Below are 24,550 nucleotides of genomic sequence, written 5' to 3'. Positions count from 1 at the left end.
TAAAAATTTATATCTTTAATTTGATAGGAAATGTAAATGAAAATTCAAGGAAAACATTTTGTTATTACAGGCGGTGGCTCTGGTTTAGGTGCAGCAACGGCTGAATATTTAGTTGAAAAAGGCGCTTCTGTGACTTTGGTGGATATGAATGCTGAAGTTGGCGAGCAACAAGCGAAAGCTATAGGTGACCAAGCAGAATTCGTAAAATTAGATGTAACGGATGAACAAGCAGCTGAGCAGTTCTTTAAAGATGTTGTTGAAAAGCATGGAAGTCTACATGGATTAATCAATTGTGCTGGGGTGGGACCGTCGGCAAAAGTAGTGGGTAAAGATGGAGTTCATGATTTGGCAATGTTCTCTAAAGTCTTGCATATCAACGTCACTGGAACATTTAACATGTTGCGTTATGCAGCAGATGCGATGAGTAAGAATAGTGTGGAAGAGGGTGACGAAGATCGTGGTGTGATTGTCAATACGGCTTCAGTTGCTGCTTTTGATGGACAAATTGGTCAAGCAGCTTATTCAGCATCAAAAGGTGCTGTTGTTGCGATGACTTTGCCGATTGCGCGTGAGTTAGCACGTCATAATATTCGTATCATGACAATTGCACCAGGTATCATGGAAACACCGATGCTGAAAGGTCTGCCACAAAATGTTCAAGATGCACTTGGGCAAATGGTTCCTTATCCTTCACGTTTAGGGCGTCCTGAGGAGTTCGCTCGCTTAGTGGCTCACATCGCTGAAAACGCATATCTCAATGGTGAGGTTATCCGTTTAGATGGTGCAATTCGTATGGCAGCGAAATAGATTGGGTTGTTTGAAAAGTACAGCCAATGCTGTACTTTTCACTTTTAATGTATCAGTTTGTAGTCTATTTTGACGCATCGTAGATTTGCTTATATATTGATAATGAAAATTATTATCAAGATTGGATTGAAATCATGCGATATCTGAACAAAGGTTTACTTACATTACTAGTATGTTCGAGTGTAAGTATTTCAGCTTTTGCAAACTTCACTCAAGCACCATTGCCATATAAAAGTGATGCTTTAGAGCCTGCTATCGATCAGCAAACGATGGAAATTCATTATGGTAAACACCATAAGGCCTATGTCGATAACTTAAATGCTCAGATCAAGACCTATCCAGAGTTGGATAAATTGAATATTGAGCAGATTCAGCAACAGATCTCTAAATACAATGTTGCAGTTCGTAATAATGGTGGTGGACATTTTAACCATGCATTTTTCTGGGAAAGCTTAGCCCCAACTGATAAAACGGGTAAGGTAAGCCCTAAATTGTTAAAGCAAATCAATCAAGATTTTGGTTCATTTAAAGCTTTTCAGGAACAATTTAACCAAGCAGCGACCAGTCGTTTCGGTTCAGGATGGGCATGGTTGATTGTAAATCCACAAGGTAAATTAGAAATTATCTCAACACCAAACCAAGATAACCCATTAATGGATATCGCAGAGAAGAAAGGTCAGCCTTTGCTAGGTTTGGACGTTTGGGAGCATGCATATTATTTGAAATATCAAAATCGTCGAGCCGATTACACCAATGCATTTTGGAGTGTGGTGAATTGGAATAAAGTAAATGATCGTTATCAAAAAGTAAGTAAATAGTTTTTGATAAGGTATCCGAGACAAATAAAAGTGATGGTTGAAACCATCACTTTTTTATTTGGATACGTTTATTGATTTTCCCAACGTTTATAAGCACGATTAAAACTAGAAAGTGATGAATAGCCTAAATTCCTTGCAATCTCATCTTTTGTTATAAAAGGATTCAGCAATAATTTTTGTGCTTTTGCTTTTCGTACTTGATCATAAAGAATCTGAAAACTTACATTTTGCTCTTGCAGCATCCGTTGCAAAGTACGTTTGGTTAGATTGAGTTTTTGAGCAACTTGATCAATATTGAGCAAGCCTTGATGCTGATCATCGATCAAATTTTTAACACGATGTAAAATATTTTGTGTCGCCACCAGCTCATCAAGCTCTTTCTGACATAATAATTTAAATTTTTCAGACGTTAGTGGGTCAGACATGCTTAATGGTTTCTCTAAAAACTTCGCTGAGCTTATTAAGCGTGTATGGGGTTGTTCATAATGTATTTCAGCAAAGCTAGATGCCAAAATATGTTTAAAACGAGAAAAATATTCAGGACACTTACATTGTAGATCTATACTTGGTTTAAAATCTGGAATAAAGAACCTTACCAAATGCACAAAGCCGGTTAAAAAGAAAACACAACTAAATTCATAAGCTTGCAAGTCACAAGGGTCGTTAAAATCCATTGCAGATTTATCATAAATAATATTGTAATAGGCCAATTCATTTTCAACGACAAAATGTAAATCAACAAAGGAACATTGCAGACTCACAAATTGATTGATGGTTTGAATAGCATCAAGTGGATTTTTGGCAATCGCAACAGTGAAACCAAGTAAACCATGAGAACTGATTTTTAATTGTGTACTTGCATAAAAACCGATGCCTTGTTCTTGGGTCAAATCAATTGTTCTTGCAATAACTTTTTTGAAAGAAGTTAGACTAATTTTATAATTAATATCATGCAATTTTTCTATTTCTACTCCTGTGCCCCAAAATAATTCTTCTGCTGAAATATTCCATCGAGCAACGACTTCGCTTAGTAAGTGGACATAAGAACTACTAATAAAATGTGGATGATGAAGGCGGGGAATACTCATGGTATTAGGGGAATTCCTTTTGTAGTTTTGCTGAAATTTAGTAGAAATTAAAACAGTAAAATTAATTTGGAAATGTTCATTCATCGGATTTTTTTCATTTCATACCCAAATTGGCGTGAATTGTTATGATTTTGGCATCGTTTGTTTTAGTCTAAAAATCACACAATATTTTGAAGGAGTATACTTTGCGAGTCTTGTGTACGTTAGGAATGGATCCTCGTATATAACTTAGGACTAAGTTGTTGTAATAAAAATCAAAAATGCTTGGAGCAGAAAAGTGAAGAAAAAATATCTCAATGCAATAGTTTTAACGACGGGCATGCTCATTAGTGGTGGATCAGTTGTACATGCTGGTTTATTTAGTTTTCTATCGCCAAAAGCATCATGGCAAAACTGTGATGTGAAATCTTGTTCGGTAGGTGGAAGTACAAATGTCACTTCTAGTTATGCAAAAACGAAATATCCGATTGTATTAGCTCATGGAATGTCAGGGTTCTCGGCTGTTGGCCCATTGCAGTATTGGCATGGAATTACTGAAGATTTGGTGAGCAATGGTGCGAATGTATTTGTTACACAACAAGCTGCATTTAACTCATCAGAAGTAAGAGGAGAACAACTACTCTTACAGACCAAACAAATTTTAGCCATAAGTGGTGCTGAGAAAGTGAACTTGGTCGGTCATAGTCATGGGACGCATTCCATTCGCTATGTAGCGGGTTTGATGCCCGATAAAGTAGCCTCCGTTACCGCTGTTGCTGGCCCAGGAAAAGGTTCGAATGTAGCGGATGTGGTCTATGACTTTACACAATCACCAGTTGGGCCAATAGCTGCACCTGTCATTTCTGCTGGGGTAAATGCATTTGGTGCGTTGATTGGAATAGGTTCAGGTAACTACTATGACCAAGATTCTTTGGCTGGACTTTGGTCGCTGACGACTGCTGGGGCAGCAGAGTTTAATCAACGTTTCCCTGCTGGAATACCGACGGCAGCATGTGGTTCAGGGCGAGAACTTGAAAGTAACGGTGTTCGTTATTACTCATGGACTGGAATAAGTCCGTTTACAAATGCACTCGATCCATTTGATTATGCCCTAACGGCGACTTCATTGCTGATTCCGGGTGATAGTGATGGATTAGTTCCGCGTTGCTCAAGTCATCTTGGTACGGTCATTCGCGATAACTATGCATTTAACCATCTAGATGAAGTGAATCAGGTTCTAGGATTGGTTGGTTTCTTACAAAACCCTGTAACACCATTCCGCTTACAAGCGAATCGTTTAAAAAATCTAAATTTATAAGCAATATAGGGTAAGGGAGTAATTGATTTACTCCCTTCGTTTGATCATGGAAAGCTGAGAAACAATAGAGTAATGGATTATGAGTGTTCAGAATTTTAATAATAAAAAAATCATTTTAATTGCGACTATATGCTTAATTATTTTCCTTGCTTTTATTTATTGGGTGTTTAAGCCATCAGTTCACGACCAAAGTCCTTTGAATAATTCACATTCACAGCGTGGCATAAATAGCGTAAGTGTTGAAAATAATTCTCAAGCACAGCTCTCAGGAAAGTTGCCTATTCTTGCCCCATCTTTACAAGGCACAGAAATTGATTGTCCTCTCCAAGTCGATGGAGACGGTAAATTGATTCTCACGATAGGTATTCGAAGCTGTTTTGATTATTTCTTTTCGAGTTTGGGAGAAAAAACAGAAACTGAATTAATTGGAGATATTCGTCAGTATCTACGTGCTACCTTGCCAGAAACAGCAGCAAATTATGGAATTTACTTACTTGATCAGTATGTTGCTTATACGCATGCATTAAAAAACTTGAAAACCAGCACGCATTTCAAAAAAGATGAAATTGATAAATTTCAAAATATTGTTGATCAAATGTCGAAGTTGCAACAGCAGTTTTTCAATGCGGCAGAAATTCAAGCATTTTTTGGAAATGAACGAAATTTTAATCAATTCAGTATTGATCAAATGCGTATACATGCCAATAAGACTTTAACAGCACAGCAAAAAGCAACTGAGTTAGCAAAGTTAATAGATCAATTGCCTCCTACTTTGGCTGATGGTGTCCGAGTGTCGATGCAATTTGCTGAATTACAGCAACTGACACAAGAAATTAAGGAAAAAGGTGGCTCTGCTCAAGAATTGCGGAATATGCGAGAAAGCTTGTTGGGTGTTGAGGCCGCTGATCGTTTGGAGAAAGTTGATCAAGAAGAAGCGGTTTGGCAGAATCAGGTAAACAGTTATTTGTCACAACGCGATCAGATTTTAAAGAGCGATGTTGATGATGCGAGCAAGCAACGTGCTTTAAACCAGCTTAGAAATAACTCATTTGCAACCAAAGAGGAGTTATTAAGAGCACAAACTTATGAAATGATGCATGATCGTAAGAAATCCTAATTGAAAAGCTGCCTATGCGGCAGTGAACTTACCCTTAATAAATGCCTGAGGACGCTTAACTTTCTAAGCTGCCTATACGGCAGTGAACAATGATGAAGATTCTTCTCAAAAAGAATCTGTTTTCTAAGCTGCCTATGCGGCAGTGAACTTTGTTTGTGAACAGTTCTTCGGAGTTCATGCTTTCTAAGCTGCCTATGCGGCAGTGAACCAATTAAAGCAGTTGAGCCACCATCTTCCAATTTTCTAAGCTGCCTATGCGGCAGTGAACGTATTCTGCCTAGTACGCTGCTACTATCTGTTTTTCTAAGCTGCCTATGCGGCAGTGAACTTTTTTCAAGAAAATCGTTTGCTTTCTCAATATTTCTAAGCTGCCTATGCGGCAGTGAACAGCTAGGTAAAATGCTTGGAAAGCCACGACAGTTTCTAAGCTGCCTATGCGGCAGTGAACTTTATGCCTTTTCAGATCCAACGAAAGCTGTTTTTCTAAGCTGCCTATGCGGCAGTGAACTATCTGGACGCACAAACAGGGCACGTGTGAATTTTCTAAGCTGCCTATGCGGCAGTGAACTGTAATCTCGACGATCAAAAATATCGCAATCATTTCTAAGCTGCCTATGCGGCAGTGAACTCATATTTGCCATCACATCAGATACAGAGCTATTTCTAAGCTGCCTATGCGGCAGTGAACAATAATGGTTAAATATTGAGCATTATTTATTTTTTCTAAGCTGCCTATGCGGCAGTGAACTCTTTTCGGCTGCTTGTTTAAGAAACTCAGTGTTTCTAAGCTGCCTATGCGGCAGTGAACCCTCACTTGCAACCGGCAACGGTAATCAAAGATTTCTAAGCTGCCTATGCGGCAGTGAACTTCGAGCAGCGTCTCTGCCCTTCAAGCGAACTTTTCTAAGCTGCCTATGCGGCAGTGAACTTGCGGATAACGCGTCTAAACGAAACCTTTTTTTTCTAAGCTGCCTATGCGGCAGTGAACAATAACAAGTTCTTACCCCGACTTGCAAAATATTTCTAAGCTGCCTATGCGGCAGTGAACGAGGTACGGCCACACGTATCGAAGCCCGGGGCTTTCTAAGCTGCCTATGCGGCAGTGAACACAACGGGTTCGCAAATGACAACGCTGCTCCGTTTCTAAGCTGCCTATGCGGCAGTGAACATCAGAGGTAGTACAAACACCGTTATTCTTGCTTTCTAAGCTGCCTATGCGGCAGTGAACTGCCCTCTATTTTCACTACCGTTCAAGTGGTTTTTCTAAGCTGCCTATGCGGCAGTGAACACTTTCCATCCTCTGTGCTTGAATCCAGTCAATTTCTAAGCTGCCTATGCGGCAGTGAACCAACCAGTTTCATCATACAGCCCTAAAAAACATTTCTAAGCTGCCTATGCGGCAGTGAACATATGAACAGCATAAAAGCCATATGAACTGAATTTCTAAGCTGCCTATGCGGCAGTGAACTGGATTGATTCCGCTAATTTTTGTTCCCTGTTTTTCTAAGCTGCCTATGCGGCAGTGAACCCGTATTTGGACCATTGGTAAACCAGTAAACTTTTCTAAGCTGCCTATGCGGCAGTGAACGTTCTAATTCAGTCATGACTACCCCTTGCAGCTTTCTAAGCTGCCTATGCGGCAGTGAACTGCTTGATGTAAAAGACTATCCCGAAGCAACATTTCTAAGCTGCCTATGCGGCAGTGAACTGCACCCAATAACGAGCTTGTATCACCCGAACTTTCTAAGCTGCCTATGCGGCAGTGAACATCGCATACAAGCCTTTAAAGCATCTTGTGGTTTTCTAAGCTGCCTATGCGGCAGTGAACCACAACAGCAAGCAACGTATAAATCACTTGTTTTTCTAAGCTGCCTATGCGGCAGTGAACGAGGATTTGAGTGTTTTGCAAGCACTTTGATATTTCTAAGCTGCCTATGCGGCAGTGAACAATAAAATAGCATAAATAAATTAAGAAAAAACATTAGCTTGGGTTGAAAAATACTTCAACACCCAAAGTTTTTATGCTGATTCATAAGGTATTGATTTTATTAAGCTGTTAAAGAGTAATAAAAATATTGGGGTAAATCCGTTGATTTGTCAAAATAAATGATGCAGCAAGCATTAAATGCTTTGCTAAATGAGATTAGCCACTTAAAATCAGCATTCGTTAAGCCGATTTTGAGATCATGGAACGTGTCTGATCATCTAGAACATACTTTTGAATTAACTGATGACGAAATGCATTTATATAGTCGTCAGATTTTATTAGATGGTTGGGATATTGAAGCACAAGAAAAATTAAAATTGGCAAATGTGCTGATTGTTGGTGCTGGAGGGATCGGCTGTACGAGTGCAGAGTTACTTGCTCGTGCAGGTGTAGGCAAAATAACGATCGTGGATGCAGATACAATTGAGATGAGTAATCTACAAAGACAAATCGCATTTACCTCAAATGATCTTGGGCAATACAAAGCAGAAACTTTGGCGAAACACCTACATGAGATTAACCCACATATACAAGTCAGCTATCAAAATACACGATTCGACGAAACGAATGCTGATGAATTGGTACAGCATCAAGATGTAGTGTTAGATGGTTGTGATAATTTTACGACGCGTTATCTCGTCAATGCTGTGTGTAAAACTCATCAAGTACCTTTGATTAGTGCTTCAGCAATCGGTTTCGAAGGCCAAATGTTTATGGTTGAATCTGATTCAGCATGTTATGAATGTTTGTTTCCTAAAGAAAATCAGACCAATGAAGGTCTACGTTGTGCTGAATCTGGGGTGCTTGCAACAACGCCTGTAATGATAGCGTCATTACAAGCACATCACACATTGTTGTTTTTGGGTTTAGGCTTAACGCCGCTCAAGCAAAAATTGTTGCTTTGGAATGGTCTGAATCTAACACAACGTATTTTGCAGTTTGAAAAAGATGTAAATTGTCCAGTTTGTCAGGCAAGTGCGTCGGTAAATTGAATAAATTTTGCTAAACTAATGCCATCTTCGAGGCAATGAAAGATTATGAAAAGAAATATTTTAGTTGATGGATTACGATCTGTTGCACGTATAGGTGAAACAGTGATTGTTGCAGCACAAGCAGGTGTTAAATATGCAACTGAGAAGCCTAGTAATGCAAAATTAATGCGAGAAACTTTTGAATCATTAGGTTCAACCTATATTAAATTAGGACAGTTTATTGCGAGTACGCCGTCTTTATTTCCACGTGAGTACGTTCAAGAGTTTCAAGGATGTTTAGATCAAACTCCAACTTTACCATTTAGCTATATTCAGCAGGTATTGGCTGAGGAGTTTGAGGGGAAAGATTTAAACTCGATTTTTAGTTTTATTGATGAGAACCCATTAGCTTCAGCTTCGATTGCCCAAGTTCATGCTGCCAAATTGGTTACAGGCGAAGATGTAGTTTTAAAAGTACAAAAACCAGGTGTTGAAACCATTTTATATACCGATTTAAATGTGGTGCACTGGGCAACCAAACTTCTAGAAAAAGCTGTACCAAAAATCAAATTTGCATCTTTATCTGAAATTGTGGATGAGATCAAAACACGTATGGTGCGTGAAGTTGATTTTATTGAAGAAGCACAAAATTTAGATGATTTTGTGCAATATCTGAATATTTCGGGCAATCAAGCTGCGACAGCACCAAAAGTTTATCACCAATTCTCTACACGCCGTGTTCTAACCATGCAGCGTTTATATGGTGTGCCATTGACAGATTTTGATGTGGTAAAACAGTATGCAAAAGACCCAACACAAGTATTAATCACTGCAATGAATACATGGTTTGGTAGTCTGATGTTGTGTAAAAGTTTCCATGCGGACTTACATGCAGGCAATTTGATGTTGCTTGAAGATGGTCGTGTTGGTTTTATTGATTTCGGTATTGTCGGTCAATTAAATCCAGAAGTGTGGACTGCTTGTATGGCGTTTATGGATGCCTTACAGCATACCAATTACATTGCCATGGCTGAAAACATGCTTAAAATGGGGATGACCAATCAGAAGATTGATACCCAAGTGCTTGCAGCAGATTTAGAGAGACTATTTAGTGGTGTTTTATTAGCTGATCCACAGGAAATTTTAAGCTCAAATCCAGCAGATTTGAATGATATTATGATGGATATGGTGGCTGTTGGTGAACGTCATGGCATCAAATTTCCTCGTGACTTCGCGTTATTATTCAAGCAAATGTTATATTTTGATCGTTTCATGCGTGTTCTTGCACCATATACCGATATTTATGCTGACCAGCGTTTGAAAATGGTTCACAATATCGAACCTGCTTCGTTGTTAAAGCACTAAAAATTTCAACGTAAAGTGATAATTGTTGTTTTATCCCCCTTTTTTATAAGGGGGATTTCATTTACTCAAAATTAGTAATGGTTTAAATAGATGAGATGTTAAGTGATGGATGCCATTATTATTGAAGGTTTAAAGGTTGATACTGTGATTGGTTGTTTCAACTGGGAACGCCAAATTATTCAACCGTTAATGCTTGATCTCACTATTCATAATGATCTGTCACAAGCAGCTCGATCAGATGAGTTAGAAGATACTCTTAACTATGCTCAGATTTGTGAGATTGCTGCGCAAGTGATTCAAGATGCAAAACCTAAACTGATTGAGCATGCTGCTCAGTTGGTACTAGAGGTCTTGTTTAATACGTTTCCTTCAATTGATTCTATTAGCATTACAATCCGTAAACCAGCCATCATTGCACAAGCAAATGCAGTAGGAATTCGCCTTGATCGCAACAGAAACGATTTTTGCGCTCGCGCTGGCGAGTAATGTTCAACAATTAGAAAATTTCAATTTTGCTTACGCTCAAATTATGAGTTTAGGAACAGTTGAGTTTTCTTCAATTTATGAAATCCCTTGTCGTGATGGGGTGGGTGCTGATTATTGGAATTCGGCATGTTTATTAAAAAGCCATTTAAGTGTTGATGAAATTGTTGATATATTAAAAAAATTGGAACAACAATCTGGGCGTGTCCGTCCATCGCATCATATTAGTTTGGATATCGATGTGATTGCGTGGGGCGAAAGTTTAGATCAGATGCAATTTAATCCTAAAAAACTACCGCTTGCTTTAGATGTAAAGATTCCTTTGTATGAGTTGTGGCCAAATCAGATATTACAATATGATCAAAACAGAAAATATCCGATTATAACGCTTTAATTTATTTAAAATTAAATGATAACAACAGGAATAACGTGATGAAAACTCTTGTTTCCATTTCTATTATGGCGGTTTTGCTATCTGGCTGTACGGCAATGAGTGTTGAGCAATGCAAAACAGCAAACTGGTTGAGTGTCGGTGAAAAAGATGGCTCAGCTGGATATGAATCTCGTTTAGATAAATATTATTCTTCTTGTCAGAAAGCCGATGTGGTTCCGAACCAAGCTTTATACGAAAAAGGCTATCAAAAAGGATTGGGATATTACTGTAGACCTGAATCCATTTTCAATGAAGCCTTAGAAGGGCGTGGTGATTATCGAGTTTGTTCGATAGAAAAGCGTGAGACATTACGTCCTTACTATCAAGTCGCACACGAATATTATCAAGCAAATTCGGAGTTTAATCGTTCACAGAGTGATGTGAGTCATTATTTGCGAGAGTTGGAACGTAAAGACCTATCTGCTAAAGATCGAGATGAATATAAGAAACGTTTATCTGATCTACGATCAAATCGTAATCGTGTACAGTTCCGTTATCAGGATGCGGTTCGAAATTTAGAGCGTTTTAAAGCAGAACACGGTTTGCCGTGATTGATAAGATGGCGTTATATCTTTATATAACGCCATTGTTTTTAGATGTAATAACTGGTTTTAGTCATTAGCTTAGAAATAGCTGTCATGGTAATGCGCACTGGTACAGGCAAATCCACACCACCTGCTTTTAATGCAGTATCCCGATGGTGTAGTTCATCTTCATTCATTTGCTCAAGGATCTTACGCGAGCGTTGATCTTGTTCAGGTAATTGTTGAAGATGCTCTTGCAAGTGTTGACTTACTTGGCGTTCAGTTTCAGCTACGAAGCCCAAACTATATTTATCACCTGCGATGCCTGCAATTGCACCCATACCATAAGATAAACCGTACCAAATTGGATTTAATACACTGGTATGGCTGTCTAATTCTTTCAAACGATCTTCACACCAAGCGAGATGGTCTTGTTCTTCAACGGCTGCTTGTTGCATTTCTTCACGGACATGCGGCAATTTAGCGGTGAGTGCTTGACCATGATAAAGCGCTTGTGCGCATACTTCACCACTATGATTGACACGCATTAAACCTGCAACATGGCGAGCATCACTGACACAAAGTTGTGAGGCTTCATCGTTTGCTGGATTGCTGCGCTGAGAAGTTGTTGCCCCTGGAACTAAACTGCGTAATGCTTGGTCAAATGAATTGATCAATTGATCCAGACCTGTGTAGTGACGCATAGATTAATCCTCTAATGTAGTAGGTGCATTTTTCAGTAATGGCTTCAGGCGTGTTAATAACCAAAATGAAAAAATGGCACTGAGAACAGCAGTAATGCTAAATAAGATTTTAATATCAATTTTCAAAATGCTTAAGATTAAAATTGAGAAAATTGCTGAAGAGACCATAAATACAGCATTTAATATATTATTAGCAGCGACAACGCGTGCGCGATGAGAGCGAGGTGAATAAGCCTGCATCATGGCATATAAAGGCACGATGTAAAATCCACCGCTAATACCTAATAGTGTAACAGCCAGCATAACATGATAATAAACAGCACCTTCAGAAAATACGTCACCTAAACTGAGCAGCTCACCAGTGCGTTCTGGTACAAAAGTTAAACTTGCTGCTAAGTAAAAAGCAAATACGGTTAAACCGATAGCACCATAAGGGACCATTTTAATATTAATTTCAGAGCCACCGATGCGTCGGCACAATAAAGACCCAATCCCGATTCCAACAGAGAAAAAGGTGAGTAATAAGCTCACTACATTTTCAGAGGCATGTAGATTTTGTTGTGTAAGCTGTGGGATTTGAGTGAGATAAGTTGCGCCATAGAACCAATACCAAGAATTTCCTAATAAAACGGTGAAAACAATAGGAATACTTTTGGCATATTTGATGGTTTGAAAACTAGTACGGAAAAAGTTCCAATCTATCTTTAAATCAGGGGCAGCAACTTTTTGCGGGAGAATAAAGCGACTTGCTAAATAGCCTAAGCATGCAATAATTAAAACTGTAATACTAATCCACAATAAGTTACCTGCGGAGGAAGCAATAACAGCTCCACCAAGGATCATACCAAACAAAATTGCAATCGATGTACCCGACTGAAAAAGCGCATTTCCAGACATGAGTTCTTGAGGTTTTAGAATTTCTGGTAAAATTGCATATTTAATTGGACCAAAACAAGTTGAGTGTGTCCCCATTAAAAATAAAGCAAATAATAATAGCCATAAATTACCCAATAGAAAGCCAGCTGTACCGATCATCATGATGACGATTTCAAGTAGCTTTAGAAAGCGGACGAGTTGGGATCTTTCATATTTATCAGCAACTTGACCTGCTGTGGCGGAGAAAAAGAAATAGGGCAAAATGAACAGTAACGCGGCTAAATTATTGAGTGTACTGACTGCTGCACTTTGTTGTTGAATCCAGCCATATGTAATCACCAAAAGGAGCGCTTGTTTATAAACATTATCGTTTAACGCACCAAAAAATTGAGTGAAAAACATTGGGGCAAACCGACGTGATGTCATTAACTGTTCATCTTGTTTCATCATGTGTTCACTTCATTATGATTTATAAAAAAATGTGACGATCTGTAAAAAGACTGAGAAATACATGTATGATACTTTTAATGTTTGATTGGATGAAAATCAACAATTTGAGGTTGTTTTCATCGATCAGAAACGATAAATCAAAAAAGTACGTTTAGAGACCTACATGCCATCTAAATCTAAGTTTAAACAGTCAACATTGGTTCATTCTATGCATTTAATATTTAAAATGCAGAGCTTTCCTAAACTTATTTGTAGTGGTTTTTTGATTAGCTATTGTATATCAGTAGCTTATGCCGACGAAGAAGCTGTTGTTGTGGCTGAAAATTCAACAATAGAACGAATGAAAGATCAAGTGAAGTCGATTCCTTCACCTGAAATTCCTTATGAAACATTTAATTTATCTTCAGAATATTACAATCCTGCGCAAGATAGTGTTGCTGCACTTAAACAACAAGAAGAAGCCCCAAGTCAAATTGATACGCTGAAACCAATACAATTAGATGAAAATTTAGAGCATCTTCCTGTGATCGCTGTAGATCAGAATATGGCGAACGAGATTTTTCAAATTGCTGAAGAAGCCAAAAATGATGCATTGGCTTATCGAGAGAATGTAGCTAAAAATCCTGAGCTTGTAGTAAATGAAGCAACACAATCTGAATTAACAGAGATCAGTAACCCACCAGTGAATATTGATCGATTAATGCAAGAGATCCAAGCGGATAGCCAGATTATTGTTGAGGCAAATGAATCAGGAAGAACTCTAGCTGAGCTACAACCAAAGACAGAGCAAGTAGAAGAAAAAGCTGGCTTTTTTAAACGTATAGTCAATCGCTTTAGACCTGAAAATTTACTCGGCGCGGAAAGAGTTCCTCGTATCAGTGCTGATGTATCAGGCGCTCCACCGGCGTTAGCGACCAATATCAAAGCAAAACTTTCAAGCTTTACCCAAGAAGCATTTGAAGATTTCAATGTTGCTTTACCACAGCTTCGTTCATTGACAAATCAGGCTGCACAAGCAGTTGGTTATTATGATGCACGCTTTAGCTTTGAAAAGCTGAGTGATAGTCGGGTGAAAGTGACGGTTGAACCAAATGAACCAGTCAAGATTGATAAACAGAATATTGAATTTACAGGTGAGGGTGAAAACGCACCTCAATTTCAAGTTATTCGTTTAATTCCAGAACAAGATGAAGGTGATATTTTTAATCACGGTAAATATGAGGCGACTAAAACCAAAATTACCAATGCAGCTTCAGACAATGGATATTTTGATGCTTATTGGCGATTACATGACGTTAAAATCAGTCAACCTGAAAAGACCGCAGAAATTAACTTAAAATACGACACAGGTGAGCGTTATAAGCTAAAAGCTGTTGAGTATAAAATGAGTGATCCAAGCAAGCCTTTACCGCTTACTCAAAAAGTGCTGGATAGTCTTGCTCCATGGAAAGATGGTGATGATTACGCATTCTGGCGTGTCAATGTATTGGCAAATAACTTAACCAATACGCGTTATTTTAACTACACACTTGTTGATACTATTAAGCCTGATGCAATTCAACCGCCTTTAGATTTACCACCTGATTTACAGGCTTTGGTTGATCAACAACGGGTTGAACAGTCTCAGTTATTTAGTGCTCAACAAAAAGCAGATATCGCGCGGCAGCAAGTTGTCTCTGCTGAAGAAGTGACCCAAGATGTAGTTGATGAGTCACAATTCTCTGGCAGTGAGCCAACACCTGCTTATTCCTTAGCGCGATCCATGCCAAATATTCAAAATGATGAGACAGAGCGTCAAGCGTTAGAAGAACAAGCTCGGCTTGAAAAGAAGATCCCTGTGGTTGTAACACTTAATGCGGATCGTCTCAATACGATTGAGACAGGGGTCGGTTATGGTACTGATACAGGCGCACGTATTCGTAGTCAGTATCGCCGTGCTTTTGTAAATAAACATGGGCATTCTTTTGATGCCAATATTGAAGTTTCTGAAATCCGTCAATCCATTGATGGTCGCTATAGCATCCCTTATAAGCATCCGCTTAATGATTATTTTAACCTTGTTGGTGGTTATGAGCGCGAAACCCGTGACAATATTGGACCAAATGTTGAATTATTAGTTGAGTCTGCGGTTGTTGGTGGTGAGCGGGTAATTAAAAATCCACTAGGGGATTGGCAACATACTTTTGGTCTACGTTATCGTTTAGATCGCCTCACAGGAAAAGGTGATGTTGATGTTTCAGAACTACCTGATGCTTTTAGGGCAGCGGGTACAAACTCTGAACAAGAGTCTTTATTACTCGGTTACGAGATTTCTAAAACCAATTCTAATACTCGTTTAAACCCAACTAAAGGCTTTAAACAGACCTATAAGGTGGAATTGGGAACTGAATCGATTCTTTCAGATGCCAATATGGCGATTTTGACTGCGGGCTGGCGATTTATTTATTCATTGGGCGAAAATGACAATCACCAATTTGTAGGGCGTGGGGACGCAAGTTATATCTTCACTGATGACTTTGATAAGGTTCCATATAATTTGCGCTTCTTTACAGGTGGTGACCAATCACTTCGTGGATTCGATTATAAGAGTTTATCACCAGAAGAAGATGGCTATAAGATCGGGGGGCAAGCACTGGGTGTTGGTTCTTTAGAGTATAACTATCAATTTAAAGATGGTTGGCGCGCTGCAGTTTTCTCTGATTTTGGTAATGCTTTTGATAAACAATTTAGTAACCCGACTGAATATAGTGTGGGGGTTGGTATCCGTTGGAGGTCACCAATTGGACCTATTCGTTTAGATGTGGCATCTGGAATCTCAAATGATAATCGTCCGATTCGATTGCATTTCTTTATCGGACCGCAACTTTAAAATTTTTTAATAGCCCTTTTACTGGGGAAATGATTTCGGGTTAATTATGACGGAAGAAGTAGAGCAGCAACAGACACCTTCAACAGGTCCAAAACGGGAACGGCGTATTCTTCGGAGTATTTTGCTGATGGTGTTGATCATCCTTCTGTTATTGGTCAGCTCTTTACTTGTGATGATGTCAACCGATAAAGGAAGTCGTTTCCTCTTAGATCGTGTTTTGCAAACCCAAAAAATCATTCATTATGAGTATGAAAGCGGTAATTTATTAAGAGGCATTATTCTCAAAAATGTTTTAGTGCAGTTAGAGGCAGTTGATGTTTCCTTAGATCGTGCCGATGTTTCTTTAGGTTGGAGAGCAATTTTAAAGAAAGAAATACATTTAAGTCATGCTGATGTAGCCAATCTCAAAATTATTAACAAGAAACCACCATCTGGTGAACCCTTTGGATTTGACCCGATTAAGCTGCCATTTATTTTGCGTATTGATGAGGCATCCTTAGATCATTTGGAAATTCTAACTGCGACTGCAAAAATCAATTTTGATGATATATATCTAAAAGATGCACTTTGGTCAGAGACTAAACTTAAATTTAAAGATTCCCGTATGGATATGGGGTATTTGGCAGTTAAAGATGCAACTGGTCAAATTGATTTTAGTGGCAAGTATCCATTAAATGCTAAAGCGGACCTGATAATTCCTGCACTAAATAGTATTGATATTGAAACAATTAAAGTGGTAGCGACAGGTAGCCTAGACACTTTGAGAGCTGGTGTAGCGACACTGACTCCAGATTTGCTCACTGGGTGGGCTGTGCTTCATCCGGTGCGGGATCAAGTGCCGATGCAAGGTGAATTGTTTTTTAGAAATTATCATTTGCCAATTTTAAAAGAACAGAAACTTTTTGCGAAAGATGGTATTGCAAGATTCAAAGGAAATATAGAAAAACTCGTTTTGAGTTTAGATACTGATTTGAAAGGCGAACAGATTCCTGAGGGTAAATATAATGCGCTGATGGAAACGGATTTGACGGATCAACTCAACATTCAGGACTTCAATGGTCAGTTGATGGGTGGTTCTGTCAGTTTGAAGGGTCTAGTCAATTGGAAAGATCATGTCTCATGGGACTTAAAAGGACGTTTAGATCGCTTAAATGCAAAAGATGAAACTTTGCCACAGATCGCGCAAGACTTTCTGCCACCAAGTTTGGATGCAAACATTAGTTCAACAGGTATGTTGAAAAATGGTATGTCAGTCAATGCGCAACTTGCCTTTGATAAATACGAAACATGGCAAGTAAAATTGAATCAAGCTGAGCAGAAAAATAATCAACCCGAACCGATGCTATTAGATGTTGCTTGGCAAGGTATAGATCGTGCAGTTCCTTATATCGGGTGGTTAAGTAGTGCTGAAGGGCATACCAATATCACTTTAAAAGATGATCAACAAGATATCTATGTAGCGACTACGGTACGTCCACATGAACAAGGGCTTTTACCCGCTGGTAAATACGATGCGCATATTGATTTAAAAGGTAGCCTACTCAATGTTGAAAACTTTAGTTATGTTGCTGAGAAAGGTCGTCTAGATGGTCAGGCAAAGGTTAAGCTTCCAACAGATAAACAGCAGTTGGCTTGGCAAGCTCAACTTAAAGCCAAAGATTTTAATCCACAAACGGTTGCTCTGGCTGCACCTGTCAATCTATTAAATGGTGAAATACTTGCTTCTGGTTTTGCCAAACCAAATCAGCAAATTATTCAATTTGAACGGATTGATTTGCAAGGGCAGTTGGCTCAAGCAAATCAAAAAGAAACAGTCGTATTGCAAGGCAAGGCAACTACCGCATTGATGTTTGATGATGTTCAAGCTGGCGGTGGTTTTAAGAGTTTCGCAGTTGATTACGATGGTTCTTTAAATGCTTTAAATCAAGGGAATGGTTTACTAAAAATTAATATCGCAGGTACACCAACTAATATAAAGATCAATGAATTAAAGCATGATGGTGTAGCTGGAAAGCTGTTTGCTACAGGCACGGTTGATTTACAAGATAAGATAGGCTGGAATATAGAGACATCTCTCGTTCGTTTTAAACCGCAGTACTTTGTTTCAAGTTTAAAAGGTGAAGTCTCGGGACATGTTAAAACTCAAGGTGTTTGGTCTGATAAAGTTAAACGTATTGATATTCGTCAGCTCAATGCGGCAGGTTTTTTAAACAATAGACCGGTACGTGGTCGTGGTAACTTGTCTTTATTACTGGATTCGAATCAAACAGGTTTCTTACCACAACAATTTGAAGCTAATGATTTATTTTTTGCTTATGGTCAGAATCAGTTGCAAGCGACGGGTAATGCGCAAAGCTTACGCTTTAAAGTGAATGCTCCTGCTTTATATGAATTATATCCAGGATTGCGCGGGCGTGCTTACGGCAGCTTAAATGTTCAGTCCCAACCACGTTTGAGCGCAACTGCAAATCTTGTAGTCGATGGTTTCGCTTTTAATGATTTGGCGAGCGTTAAATCTTTGCGTATTCAAGGTCAGTTGCCGACTTCTGAAACAACACCAACACAGTTAACCGCAACTATAGACCAGTTGCGAAGCGGTAAACGAGAGTTAGAAAATGCGACCCTGAATTTAACAGGCACACGCAGAGCGCATTTATTAAAACTTGAAACAAAAAATGCACGTACTAATTTCTATGTTCAGCTCGCGGGTGGCTTTAATCAGAATAATGATTGGCTTGGACAAATCCAAAAAGGTAAATTTAGTTCACGTCGTGTGAGTTTGGTACAAAATCAAAATACACCTGTGATATACACTACCGCACGGACAGAATTATATGTTGGGCAACATTGTTGGCAAAGTGCTGAGAGTCAATTATGTTTAGATCAACCTGCCAGAATTAGTCCAGAAAAAGGCAATTTTTCATTTATTACCAAGGATCTTGATTTAAAAGACTTTGCGGCATTTATGCCAGAAGGTATTGCAGTTACAGGTCAGTTGAATGGTTATGCAAAAGCATCATGGGCAAAAGGCACTCGACCTAAGTTAGATTCACGTTTAGTAACGCGCAAAGGTGAAATTGGGTTAGCAGCCGAAGACCCTCAAGATCCAGCAACGACAGTAACGTATGATGAGTTAAGCCTGATTGCTAAAAGTATCAGTGACGGTCTGTTATTCCGTGTGGATATGAAAACTCCTGATATTGGTACGGGCTATGCCAATGTAGTAATTGATCCATTCCAAACGGGTATGCCGATGCGTGGGGAGATTGCTTTTGATGATGTCCAGCTTAAAGTCTTTAAACCGTTTATCAAAGATGTACGTTCGATGGCTGGAACTTTAGCATTGGCTGGAAAAATCAACGGCACACTAACACAGCCTCAATTTACAGGTGAAATGCGTTTGAAGAATGGGGCGATTAGTATGATTTCGCTTCCTGTCAATCTCACCAATATGCAGCTTTATTCATCCATCCGACAAGATACTGCAAGTATTGATGGAGCATTTAATAGTGGTCAAGGTGTAGGGCGAATAAAAGGTCGCTTTGATTGGAAAGATAATCCTCATTTATCTTTAACCTTAAAAGGCGATAATTTGTTGGTTCGTCAAGCACCAATGATCACTGCGATTGTGCAACCTGACTTGAGCTTAGATGTTTACCCATTTGATCAGCGTTTGAGTTTAAGAGGAACGATTGATGTACCTCGTGCACGTATATCAATGCCTGAAAGCTCGGCGACTGTGGTCAATGTCTCTCCAGATGTGCGTGTGGTGCATCAAGGTCAAGATTTACTTGCGACCCTAAGAGCAGCAAAACCGTGGGATATTCGAGCGGACATGACAGTCACGTTGGGGAATCAAGTTATTTTCCAAGGTTTTGAAAGTAACATTCCTTTGGTGGGCCGATTACATTTGTCACAACGTGGTTTAGAAACGGCTATGCGTGCCAATGGTGCAATAGGTGTCAGTCAGAAAGTTAAAATTGAAGCCTATGGTCAAAGCCTAGATCTGAATCGCGCGATTGCACGTTTTAACGGACCACTTGCAAACCCGACACTTGATATCGATGCCAATAAGTCAGTGCAAGGCAGTATGGTGGGGGTGCGTGTCGCTGGTACAGCGACTGTACCAAACGTGCAAATTTATAATGATGCAGGTTTATCTGAACAAGAAGCACTCAATGCTTTATTAACGGGTCGCATTAATGAAGGTGGTAGTGGTTTAAGTAATACCGAAGGATTTAAATCTGATGTTAATAATACGATTGCTGCGGCAGGTATTAGTATGGGCTTGGGTGGTACACGTGCATTAACCAATCAGATTGGGCGAACTTTTGGATTAAGTGGTTTAGCACTTGATGCTCAAGGAACAGGTGATGATACACAGGTGAGTTTAACAGGCTACATCACACCTGATCTGTTTATTCGTTATGGTGTTGGTGTCTTCACACCTGTGAATAAATTGACATTACGTTACCAGATGAATCGCCGTTTATATTTGGAAGCGAGTCAATCATTAGAGCGAGCAATTGACGTTTTCTACAATTGGCGATTCTAACTTTAATAAAAACCTGTTTTAGTCAATAAAGCAGGTTTTTTATATTAGAGACTTTCACAAGCATTTGTGAAACGTAAATATGCCCTAGTAATTTGTATGTTTTTATTACCATGAGCGATATTTTAAATCGTTCATTTTGCAAAATAACTCGCTTTGAGTATGATGTGTGCATCAAATTAACCGCAGTATGATGATGAAAAAAGTTTTGTTGATTGCAATAGGTTTGGTCTTGGTTGGATGTGCAGACAAAAAGCCATTAACGCCAGAAGAGAAATGGCATGGTTTTTGTGTTAGTGTAGGTAATGCCGCGCGTTCAATTACATTAGATCGTCAAAATGCAATTGAGAAACAGCAAGCAATAGAACATGCGGGAAAAATTGAAGATAAAACCATTCATAAATTCATCTTGCAGATCATAGATGAAGTGTATGAGATACCAGTTGATCAATTGAAGTCTGATCCGAGCGCAATTCGTGATGAAATGAAGCAAAAGTTCACAGAGCAGTGTTTAGCGACACCACACGATGAGCTTCCAAACTATAAATCATTTTAATGTGTTCACCGAAAAGACAACACCAGTTGTCTTTTTTTATGGGTCTAATTTATTGTTTTACTGGACTTTGATCTAATACCAAAGCGGTATTTAAAAGGGTGCAACATTTCGCTATAAAATAATGGTCATCACGTAGATATACGGCAGTTGCATTAACTTTTATTGCGAAGTCTAGTAAAATTTTGCTGTCCACATTACTTGTAAAGCTTGTAGAAAGCTGGAACTTACAAGTAATTTTTTAAAGAAGAGGAATAACACTGTGCTAGAAGCTTACCGCCAACACGTTGAAGAACGTGCCGCACTCGGAGTCCCACCGAAGCCACTTGATGATGCTCAAACTGCTGAACTAGTCGCATTATTAAAAAACCCACCAGCAGGTGAAGAAGCATATTTAGTTGACTTGCTTGAAAACCGTGTTCCAGCTGGTGTTGACCAAGCTGCTTATGTAAAAGCTGCTTTCTTAGCTGCGATTGCAAAAGGCGAAGCGACCTCTCCACTTGTAACTAAAGAGCGTGCCGTATACTTACTTGGTACGATGCTTGGTGGTTATAACGTAGCACCGCTAGTTGAACTTTTAGACAATGCTGAACTTGCAGAATTAGCTGCTGAAGCGTTGAAGAAAACACTTCTTGTATTTGATGCCTTCCATGATGTTGCTGATAAAGCAAAAGCTGGCAATGTAAATGCAAAAGCAGTATTACAATCATGGGCTGATGCTGAATGGTTCACAAGCCGTCCAGACGTTCCAGAAGAAATCAAAATCACTGTGTTCAAAGTAACAGGTGAGACTAATACTGATGACTTGTCTCCAGCGCAGGATGCTTGGAGCCGTCCAGATATTCCGTTACACGCTAACGCAATGTTGAAAAACGAACGTGATGGTATCAATCCTGAAAAACCAGGTGAAGTTGGTCCATTAAGCCAAATCAAAGAATTGATCGCGAAAGGCAACCAAGTTGCTTACGTGGGTGACGTTGTTGGTACAGGTTCTTCTCGTAAATCTGCAACTAACTCTGTACTTTGGTTCTTCGGTGACGAACTTCCACACATTCCAAACAAAAAAGATGGTGGTGTGTGCTTAGGTTCTAAGATCGCTCCAATTTTCTTCAACACAATGGAAGATGCAGGTGCATTACCTGTAGAAATCGACGTTGCCAACATGAACATGGGCGACGAAGTTGTATTGAAAATTGATCACACTGCAGCAAAAGTTACAGCGTTCAAAGACGGTGCTCAAATCGCTGAATCTGAACTTAAAACACCTGTACTTCTAGACGAAGTACGTGCTGGTGGTCGTATTAACTTGATCATTGGTCGTGGTTTGACTGCGAAAGCGCGTGAAGAATTAGGTCTTGAGCCTTCTACTTTATTCCGTACGCCAGTACAACCTGCTGACACTGGCAAAGGCTTCACTCAAGCTCAGAAGATGGTAGGTCGTGCATGTGGTCTTCCTGAAGGTCAAGGTATCCGTCCAGGAACTTACTGTGAACCTAAGATGACGACTGTTGGTTCTCAAGATACAACTGGTCCTATGACTCGTGACGAGTTAAAAGACTTAGCGTGCTTGGGCTTCTCATCTGATTTAGTGATGCAGTCTTTCTGTCACACAGCTGCGTATCCAAAACCAGTTGACGTAACAACTCACCATACATTACCTGACTTCATCATGAACCGTGGTGGTGTATCTTTACGTCCTGGTGACGGTATTATCCACTCTTGGTTAAACCGTATGTTACTTCCAGATACAGTAGGTACTGGTGGTGACTCACATACTCGTTTCCCAATTGGTATTTCATTCCCAGCGGGTTCAGGTCTTGTAGCATTCGCAGCAGCTACTGGTGTTATGCCACTGGATATGCCTGAGTCTGTACTTGTTAAGTTCAAAGGTAAAATGCAGCCTGGTATCACTTTACGTGACCTTGTACATGCGATTCCTTACTACGCGATTCAAGCTGGTGACTTAACTGTAGAGAAGAAAGGTAAGAAAAACATCTTCTCTGGTCGTATCCTTGAGATCGATTTAACAGAAATGGAAAATGACTTGACTGTTGAGCAAGCATTCGAACTTTCTGATGCATCTGCTGAACGTTCTGCTGCTGGTTGTTCTATCACGCTTTCTGAAGAGAAAGTTGCTGAATACCTACGTTCTAACATCACCATGTTGAAGTGGATGATCGCTGAAGGTTATGGCGATGCTCGTACACTTGCTCGTCGTGCTGAAAACATGCAGAAGTGGTTAGATAACCCAAGCTTGTTAAAAGCTGATGCTGATGCTGAATATACGAAAGTATATGAAATCGATCTTGCTGATATCAAAGAACCTATTCTTTGCTGCCCGAACGATCCAGATGATGCAAAACTTCTTTCTGACGTTCAAGGTGACAAAATTGATGAAGTATTCATCGGTTCTTGTATGACGAACATCGGTCACTTCCGTGCAGCGGGTCAATTGTTAGATAAAGTACCAAGCGGTTCATTGTCTACTCGTTTATGGTTGGCTCCACCAACGCGTATGGACGAGCATCAATTGATGGAAGAAGGCATGTACAACATCTATGGTCGTGCTGGTGCGCGTACAGAGATGCCGGGCTGTTCATTGTGTATGGGTAACCAAGCACGTGTAGCACCGAACACAACATGTGTATCAACTTCTACTCGTAACTTCCCGAACCGTTTAGGTCAAGGTGCAAACGTTTACTTAGCTTCTGCTGAGCTTGCATCTGTAGCTGCTGTTCTTGGTAAATTACCAAGCCCAGAAGAATATCAACAGTACGCGTCGCAAATCGACAGCGCTTCTGCTGACATCTACAAATACTTAAACTTCGACAAGATGAGCGAATATACAAAAGAAGCTGATCAAGTTGATACTAAGAAAATCCAAGCTGCTCAATTGACTTAATGAGCTAGGATTAAGAAAAGCCGAAAGGCTTTTCCCTAGCGCAAAAACAAAGCTATGCTTTGTTTGAGCAGAAAGCTAAAATAAGGGCTGAAGATTCAGCCCTTATTTTTTATAAAATGAAAAGCATCTTAAATTTAAAAGACAATATCCTTGAGTTAGAAAATATTTTTTATAAAGAGCAAAATCTTGAGGAGTTAAAAATCTCAATCCAACAATTATTTTCTAAGATATTAAAAGCGTATCCGTATCTAAAACCTCCAACGTTTTCAATTATTCCTACTAAAAGTTTAGAATTTATCGTTTGGTATCAAGATCCGAATGCTGTTACTGAGACATTGTTAATCGAGCAAAATGGTTCAGATGCATATATATGGAAAGGTGCTGATCAGAAATGGTATTTGGATGATTTTTATTCTGAGCCACATCAAATTGCCTGCAAATTAATAGAAATTATGCCTGTATTTCATTCTCTTCCTGAAAATCCTAGAGAGGTAAAGCATCTACTTGAAATAGGTATAATGGATTTTGATGCTAATTTTTTTCCAAAGTTTTCAGAAAGAAAACTAGAAGATGATAGGGAGGTTCTTACATGGGATGATCGTTTTTTGTTGGTAGGAACTCAGCTAGAAAATCTTAAAATTTATAGTCATAAGCAATGGAACGATTTAGTTAATCGAGAAAATTATTATTCAGAGTAAGGTAGTTGTTTATGGCATTTACACATGATTTTGTTTTATTGAATAAAAATGAATTC

17 protein-coding genes and 1 CRISPR repeat array are annotated in these 24,550 nt (G+C 39.2%); of the genes, 14 read left to right on the top strand and 3 right to left on the bottom strand.

What is annotated here, in order from left to right:
- Positions 1 to 36 precede the first annotated feature (36 nt).
- Together DS737_RS09610 and DS737_RS09605 are read left to right on the top strand one after the other, a co-directional pair.
- The gene (locus DS737_RS09610; protein WP_113997398.1) at positions 37 to 807 is read left to right on the top strand and encodes a 3-hydroxyacyl-CoA dehydrogenase; all 771 of its coding nucleotides are present in this window, start codon (positions 37 to 39) and stop codon (positions 805 to 807) included.
- 134 nt (positions 808 to 941) lie between these two features.
- On the top strand, positions 942 to 1,625 hold the full coding sequence (locus DS737_RS09605; protein WP_113997397.1) for a superoxide dismutase: 684 nt from the start codon (positions 942 to 944) through the stop codon (positions 1,623 to 1,625).
- Between the two features lie 68 nt (positions 1,626 to 1,693).
- Here the strand turns inward: DS737_RS09605 and DS737_RS09600 are convergent, their stop codons facing one another.
- Complete coding sequence (locus DS737_RS09600) at positions 1,694 to 2,713, bottom strand: helix-turn-helix transcriptional regulator (protein ID WP_113997396.1); 1,020 nt, start codon at positions 2,711 to 2,713, stop codon at positions 1,694 to 1,696.
- A 277-nt stretch (positions 2,714 to 2,990) separates the two neighbouring features.
- Here DS737_RS09600 and DS737_RS09595 point away from each other — a divergent pair, with 277 nt between their 5' ends.
- From DS737_RS09595 to DS737_RS09565, 7 genes are all read left to right on the top strand, one after another.
- Complete coding sequence (locus tag DS737_RS09595; RefSeq protein WP_005081133.1) at positions 2,991 to 4,010, top strand: lipase family alpha/beta hydrolase; 1,020 nt, start codon at positions 2,991 to 2,993, stop codon at positions 4,008 to 4,010.
- A gap of 79 nt (positions 4,011 to 4,089) precedes the next feature.
- A complete protein-coding gene (locus DS737_RS09590; RefSeq protein ID WP_113997395.1) occupies positions 4,090 to 5,127 on the top strand; it encodes a lipase secretion chaperone in 1,038 nt (345 codons plus the stop codon).
- Positions 5,128 to 7,075: direct repeats of the CRISPR family, unit length 28 nt; unit sequence TTTCTAAGCTGCCTATGCGGCAGTGAAC.
- A gap of 290 nt (positions 7,076 to 7,365) precedes the next feature.
- Positions 7,366 to 8,106, top strand: coding sequence for a HesA/MoeB/ThiF family protein (locus DS737_RS09585; RefSeq protein WP_407641410.1), 741 nt, complete (start codon positions 7,366 to 7,368; stop codon positions 8,104 to 8,106).
- A gap of 45 nt (positions 8,107 to 8,151) precedes the next feature.
- On the top strand, positions 8,152 to 9,450 hold the full coding sequence (locus tag DS737_RS09580; protein WP_005081125.1) for an ABC1 kinase family protein: 1,299 nt from the start codon (positions 8,152 to 8,154) through the stop codon (positions 9,448 to 9,450).
- A 105-nt stretch (positions 9,451 to 9,555) separates the two neighbouring features.
- Positions 9,556 to 9,936 (top strand): dihydroneopterin aldolase, encoded by a 381-nt coding sequence (gene folB / locus DS737_RS09575; protein WP_004638638.1) that lies wholly within the window; start codon positions 9,556 to 9,558, stop codon positions 9,934 to 9,936.
- Positions 9,893 to 10,327, top strand: a complete 435-nt coding sequence (locus DS737_RS09570; protein WP_004638639.1) for a 2-amino-4-hydroxy-6-hydroxymethyldihydropteridine diphosphokinase — start codon at positions 9,893 to 9,895, stop codon at positions 10,325 to 10,327. The genes folB and DS737_RS09570 overlap by 44 nt, the downstream gene beginning before the upstream one ends.
- Positions 10,328 to 10,365: 38 nt before the next feature.
- Positions 10,366 to 10,917 carry a DUF2799 domain-containing protein gene (locus DS737_RS09565; RefSeq protein WP_113997394.1) on the top strand — a complete coding sequence of 184 codons (552 nt, stop codon included), beginning with the start codon at positions 10,366 to 10,368 and terminating at the stop codon, positions 10,915 to 10,917.
- A gap of 41 nt (positions 10,918 to 10,958) precedes the next feature.
- Here the strand turns inward: DS737_RS09565 and coq7 are convergent, their stop codons facing one another.
- Both coq7 and DS737_RS09555 read right to left on the bottom strand, forming a co-directional pair.
- The gene (gene coq7 / locus DS737_RS09560; protein ID WP_004638641.1) at positions 10,959 to 11,594 is read right to left on the bottom strand and encodes a 2-polyprenyl-3-methyl-6-methoxy-1,4-benzoquinone monooxygenase; all 636 of its coding nucleotides are present in this window, start codon (positions 11,592 to 11,594) and stop codon (positions 10,959 to 10,961) included.
- A 3-nt stretch (positions 11,595 to 11,597) separates the two neighbouring features.
- A complete protein-coding gene (locus tag DS737_RS09555; protein WP_005081122.1) occupies positions 11,598 to 12,920 on the bottom strand; it encodes an MFS transporter in 1,323 nt (440 codons plus the stop codon).
- Positions 12,921 to 13,083: 163 nt separating this feature from the next.
- Between DS737_RS09555 and DS737_RS09550 the strand changes: the two genes are divergently transcribed.
- The 5 genes from DS737_RS09550 to DS737_RS09530 all read left to right on the top strand — a co-directional run bounded on the left by DS737_RS09550 (position 13,084) and on the right by DS737_RS09530 (position 24,494).
- Positions 13,084 to 15,789 carry an autotransporter assembly complex protein TamA gene (locus tag DS737_RS09550; RefSeq protein WP_042874248.1) on the top strand — a complete coding sequence of 902 codons (2,706 nt, stop codon included), beginning with the start codon at positions 13,084 to 13,086 and terminating at the stop codon, positions 15,787 to 15,789.
- 46 nt (positions 15,790 to 15,835) lie between these two features.
- The gene (locus tag DS737_RS09545) at positions 15,836 to 20,344 is read left to right on the top strand and encodes a translocation/assembly module TamB domain-containing protein (RefSeq protein ID WP_113997393.1); all 4,509 of its coding nucleotides are present in this window, start codon (positions 15,836 to 15,838) and stop codon (positions 20,342 to 20,344) included.
- A 166-nt stretch (positions 20,345 to 20,510) separates the two neighbouring features.
- On the top strand, positions 20,511 to 20,897 hold the full coding sequence (locus DS737_RS09540; RefSeq protein ID WP_004638645.1) for a hypothetical protein: 387 nt from the start codon (positions 20,511 to 20,513) through the stop codon (positions 20,895 to 20,897).
- A gap of 259 nt (positions 20,898 to 21,156) precedes the next feature.
- Positions 21,157 to 23,796, top strand: coding sequence for a bifunctional aconitate hydratase 2/2-methylisocitrate dehydratase (locus DS737_RS09535; protein WP_004638647.1), 2,640 nt, complete (start codon positions 21,157 to 21,159; stop codon positions 23,794 to 23,796).
- A gap of 116 nt (positions 23,797 to 23,912) precedes the next feature.
- Complete coding sequence (locus DS737_RS09530; RefSeq protein ID WP_005081115.1) at positions 23,913 to 24,494, top strand: hypothetical protein; 582 nt, start codon at positions 23,913 to 23,915, stop codon at positions 24,492 to 24,494.
- The last annotated feature ends 56 nt before the right edge of the window (positions 24,495 to 24,550 follow it).

The sequence above is a fragment of the Acinetobacter haemolyticus genome, from assembly GCF_003323815.1.
Taxonomy (GTDB): domain Bacteria; phylum Pseudomonadota; class Gammaproteobacteria; order Pseudomonadales; family Moraxellaceae; genus Acinetobacter; species Acinetobacter haemolyticus.
The sequence above is the reverse complement of the archived record's forward strand: the minus strand, read 5'-3'. Positions and strand labels throughout refer to the sequence as shown.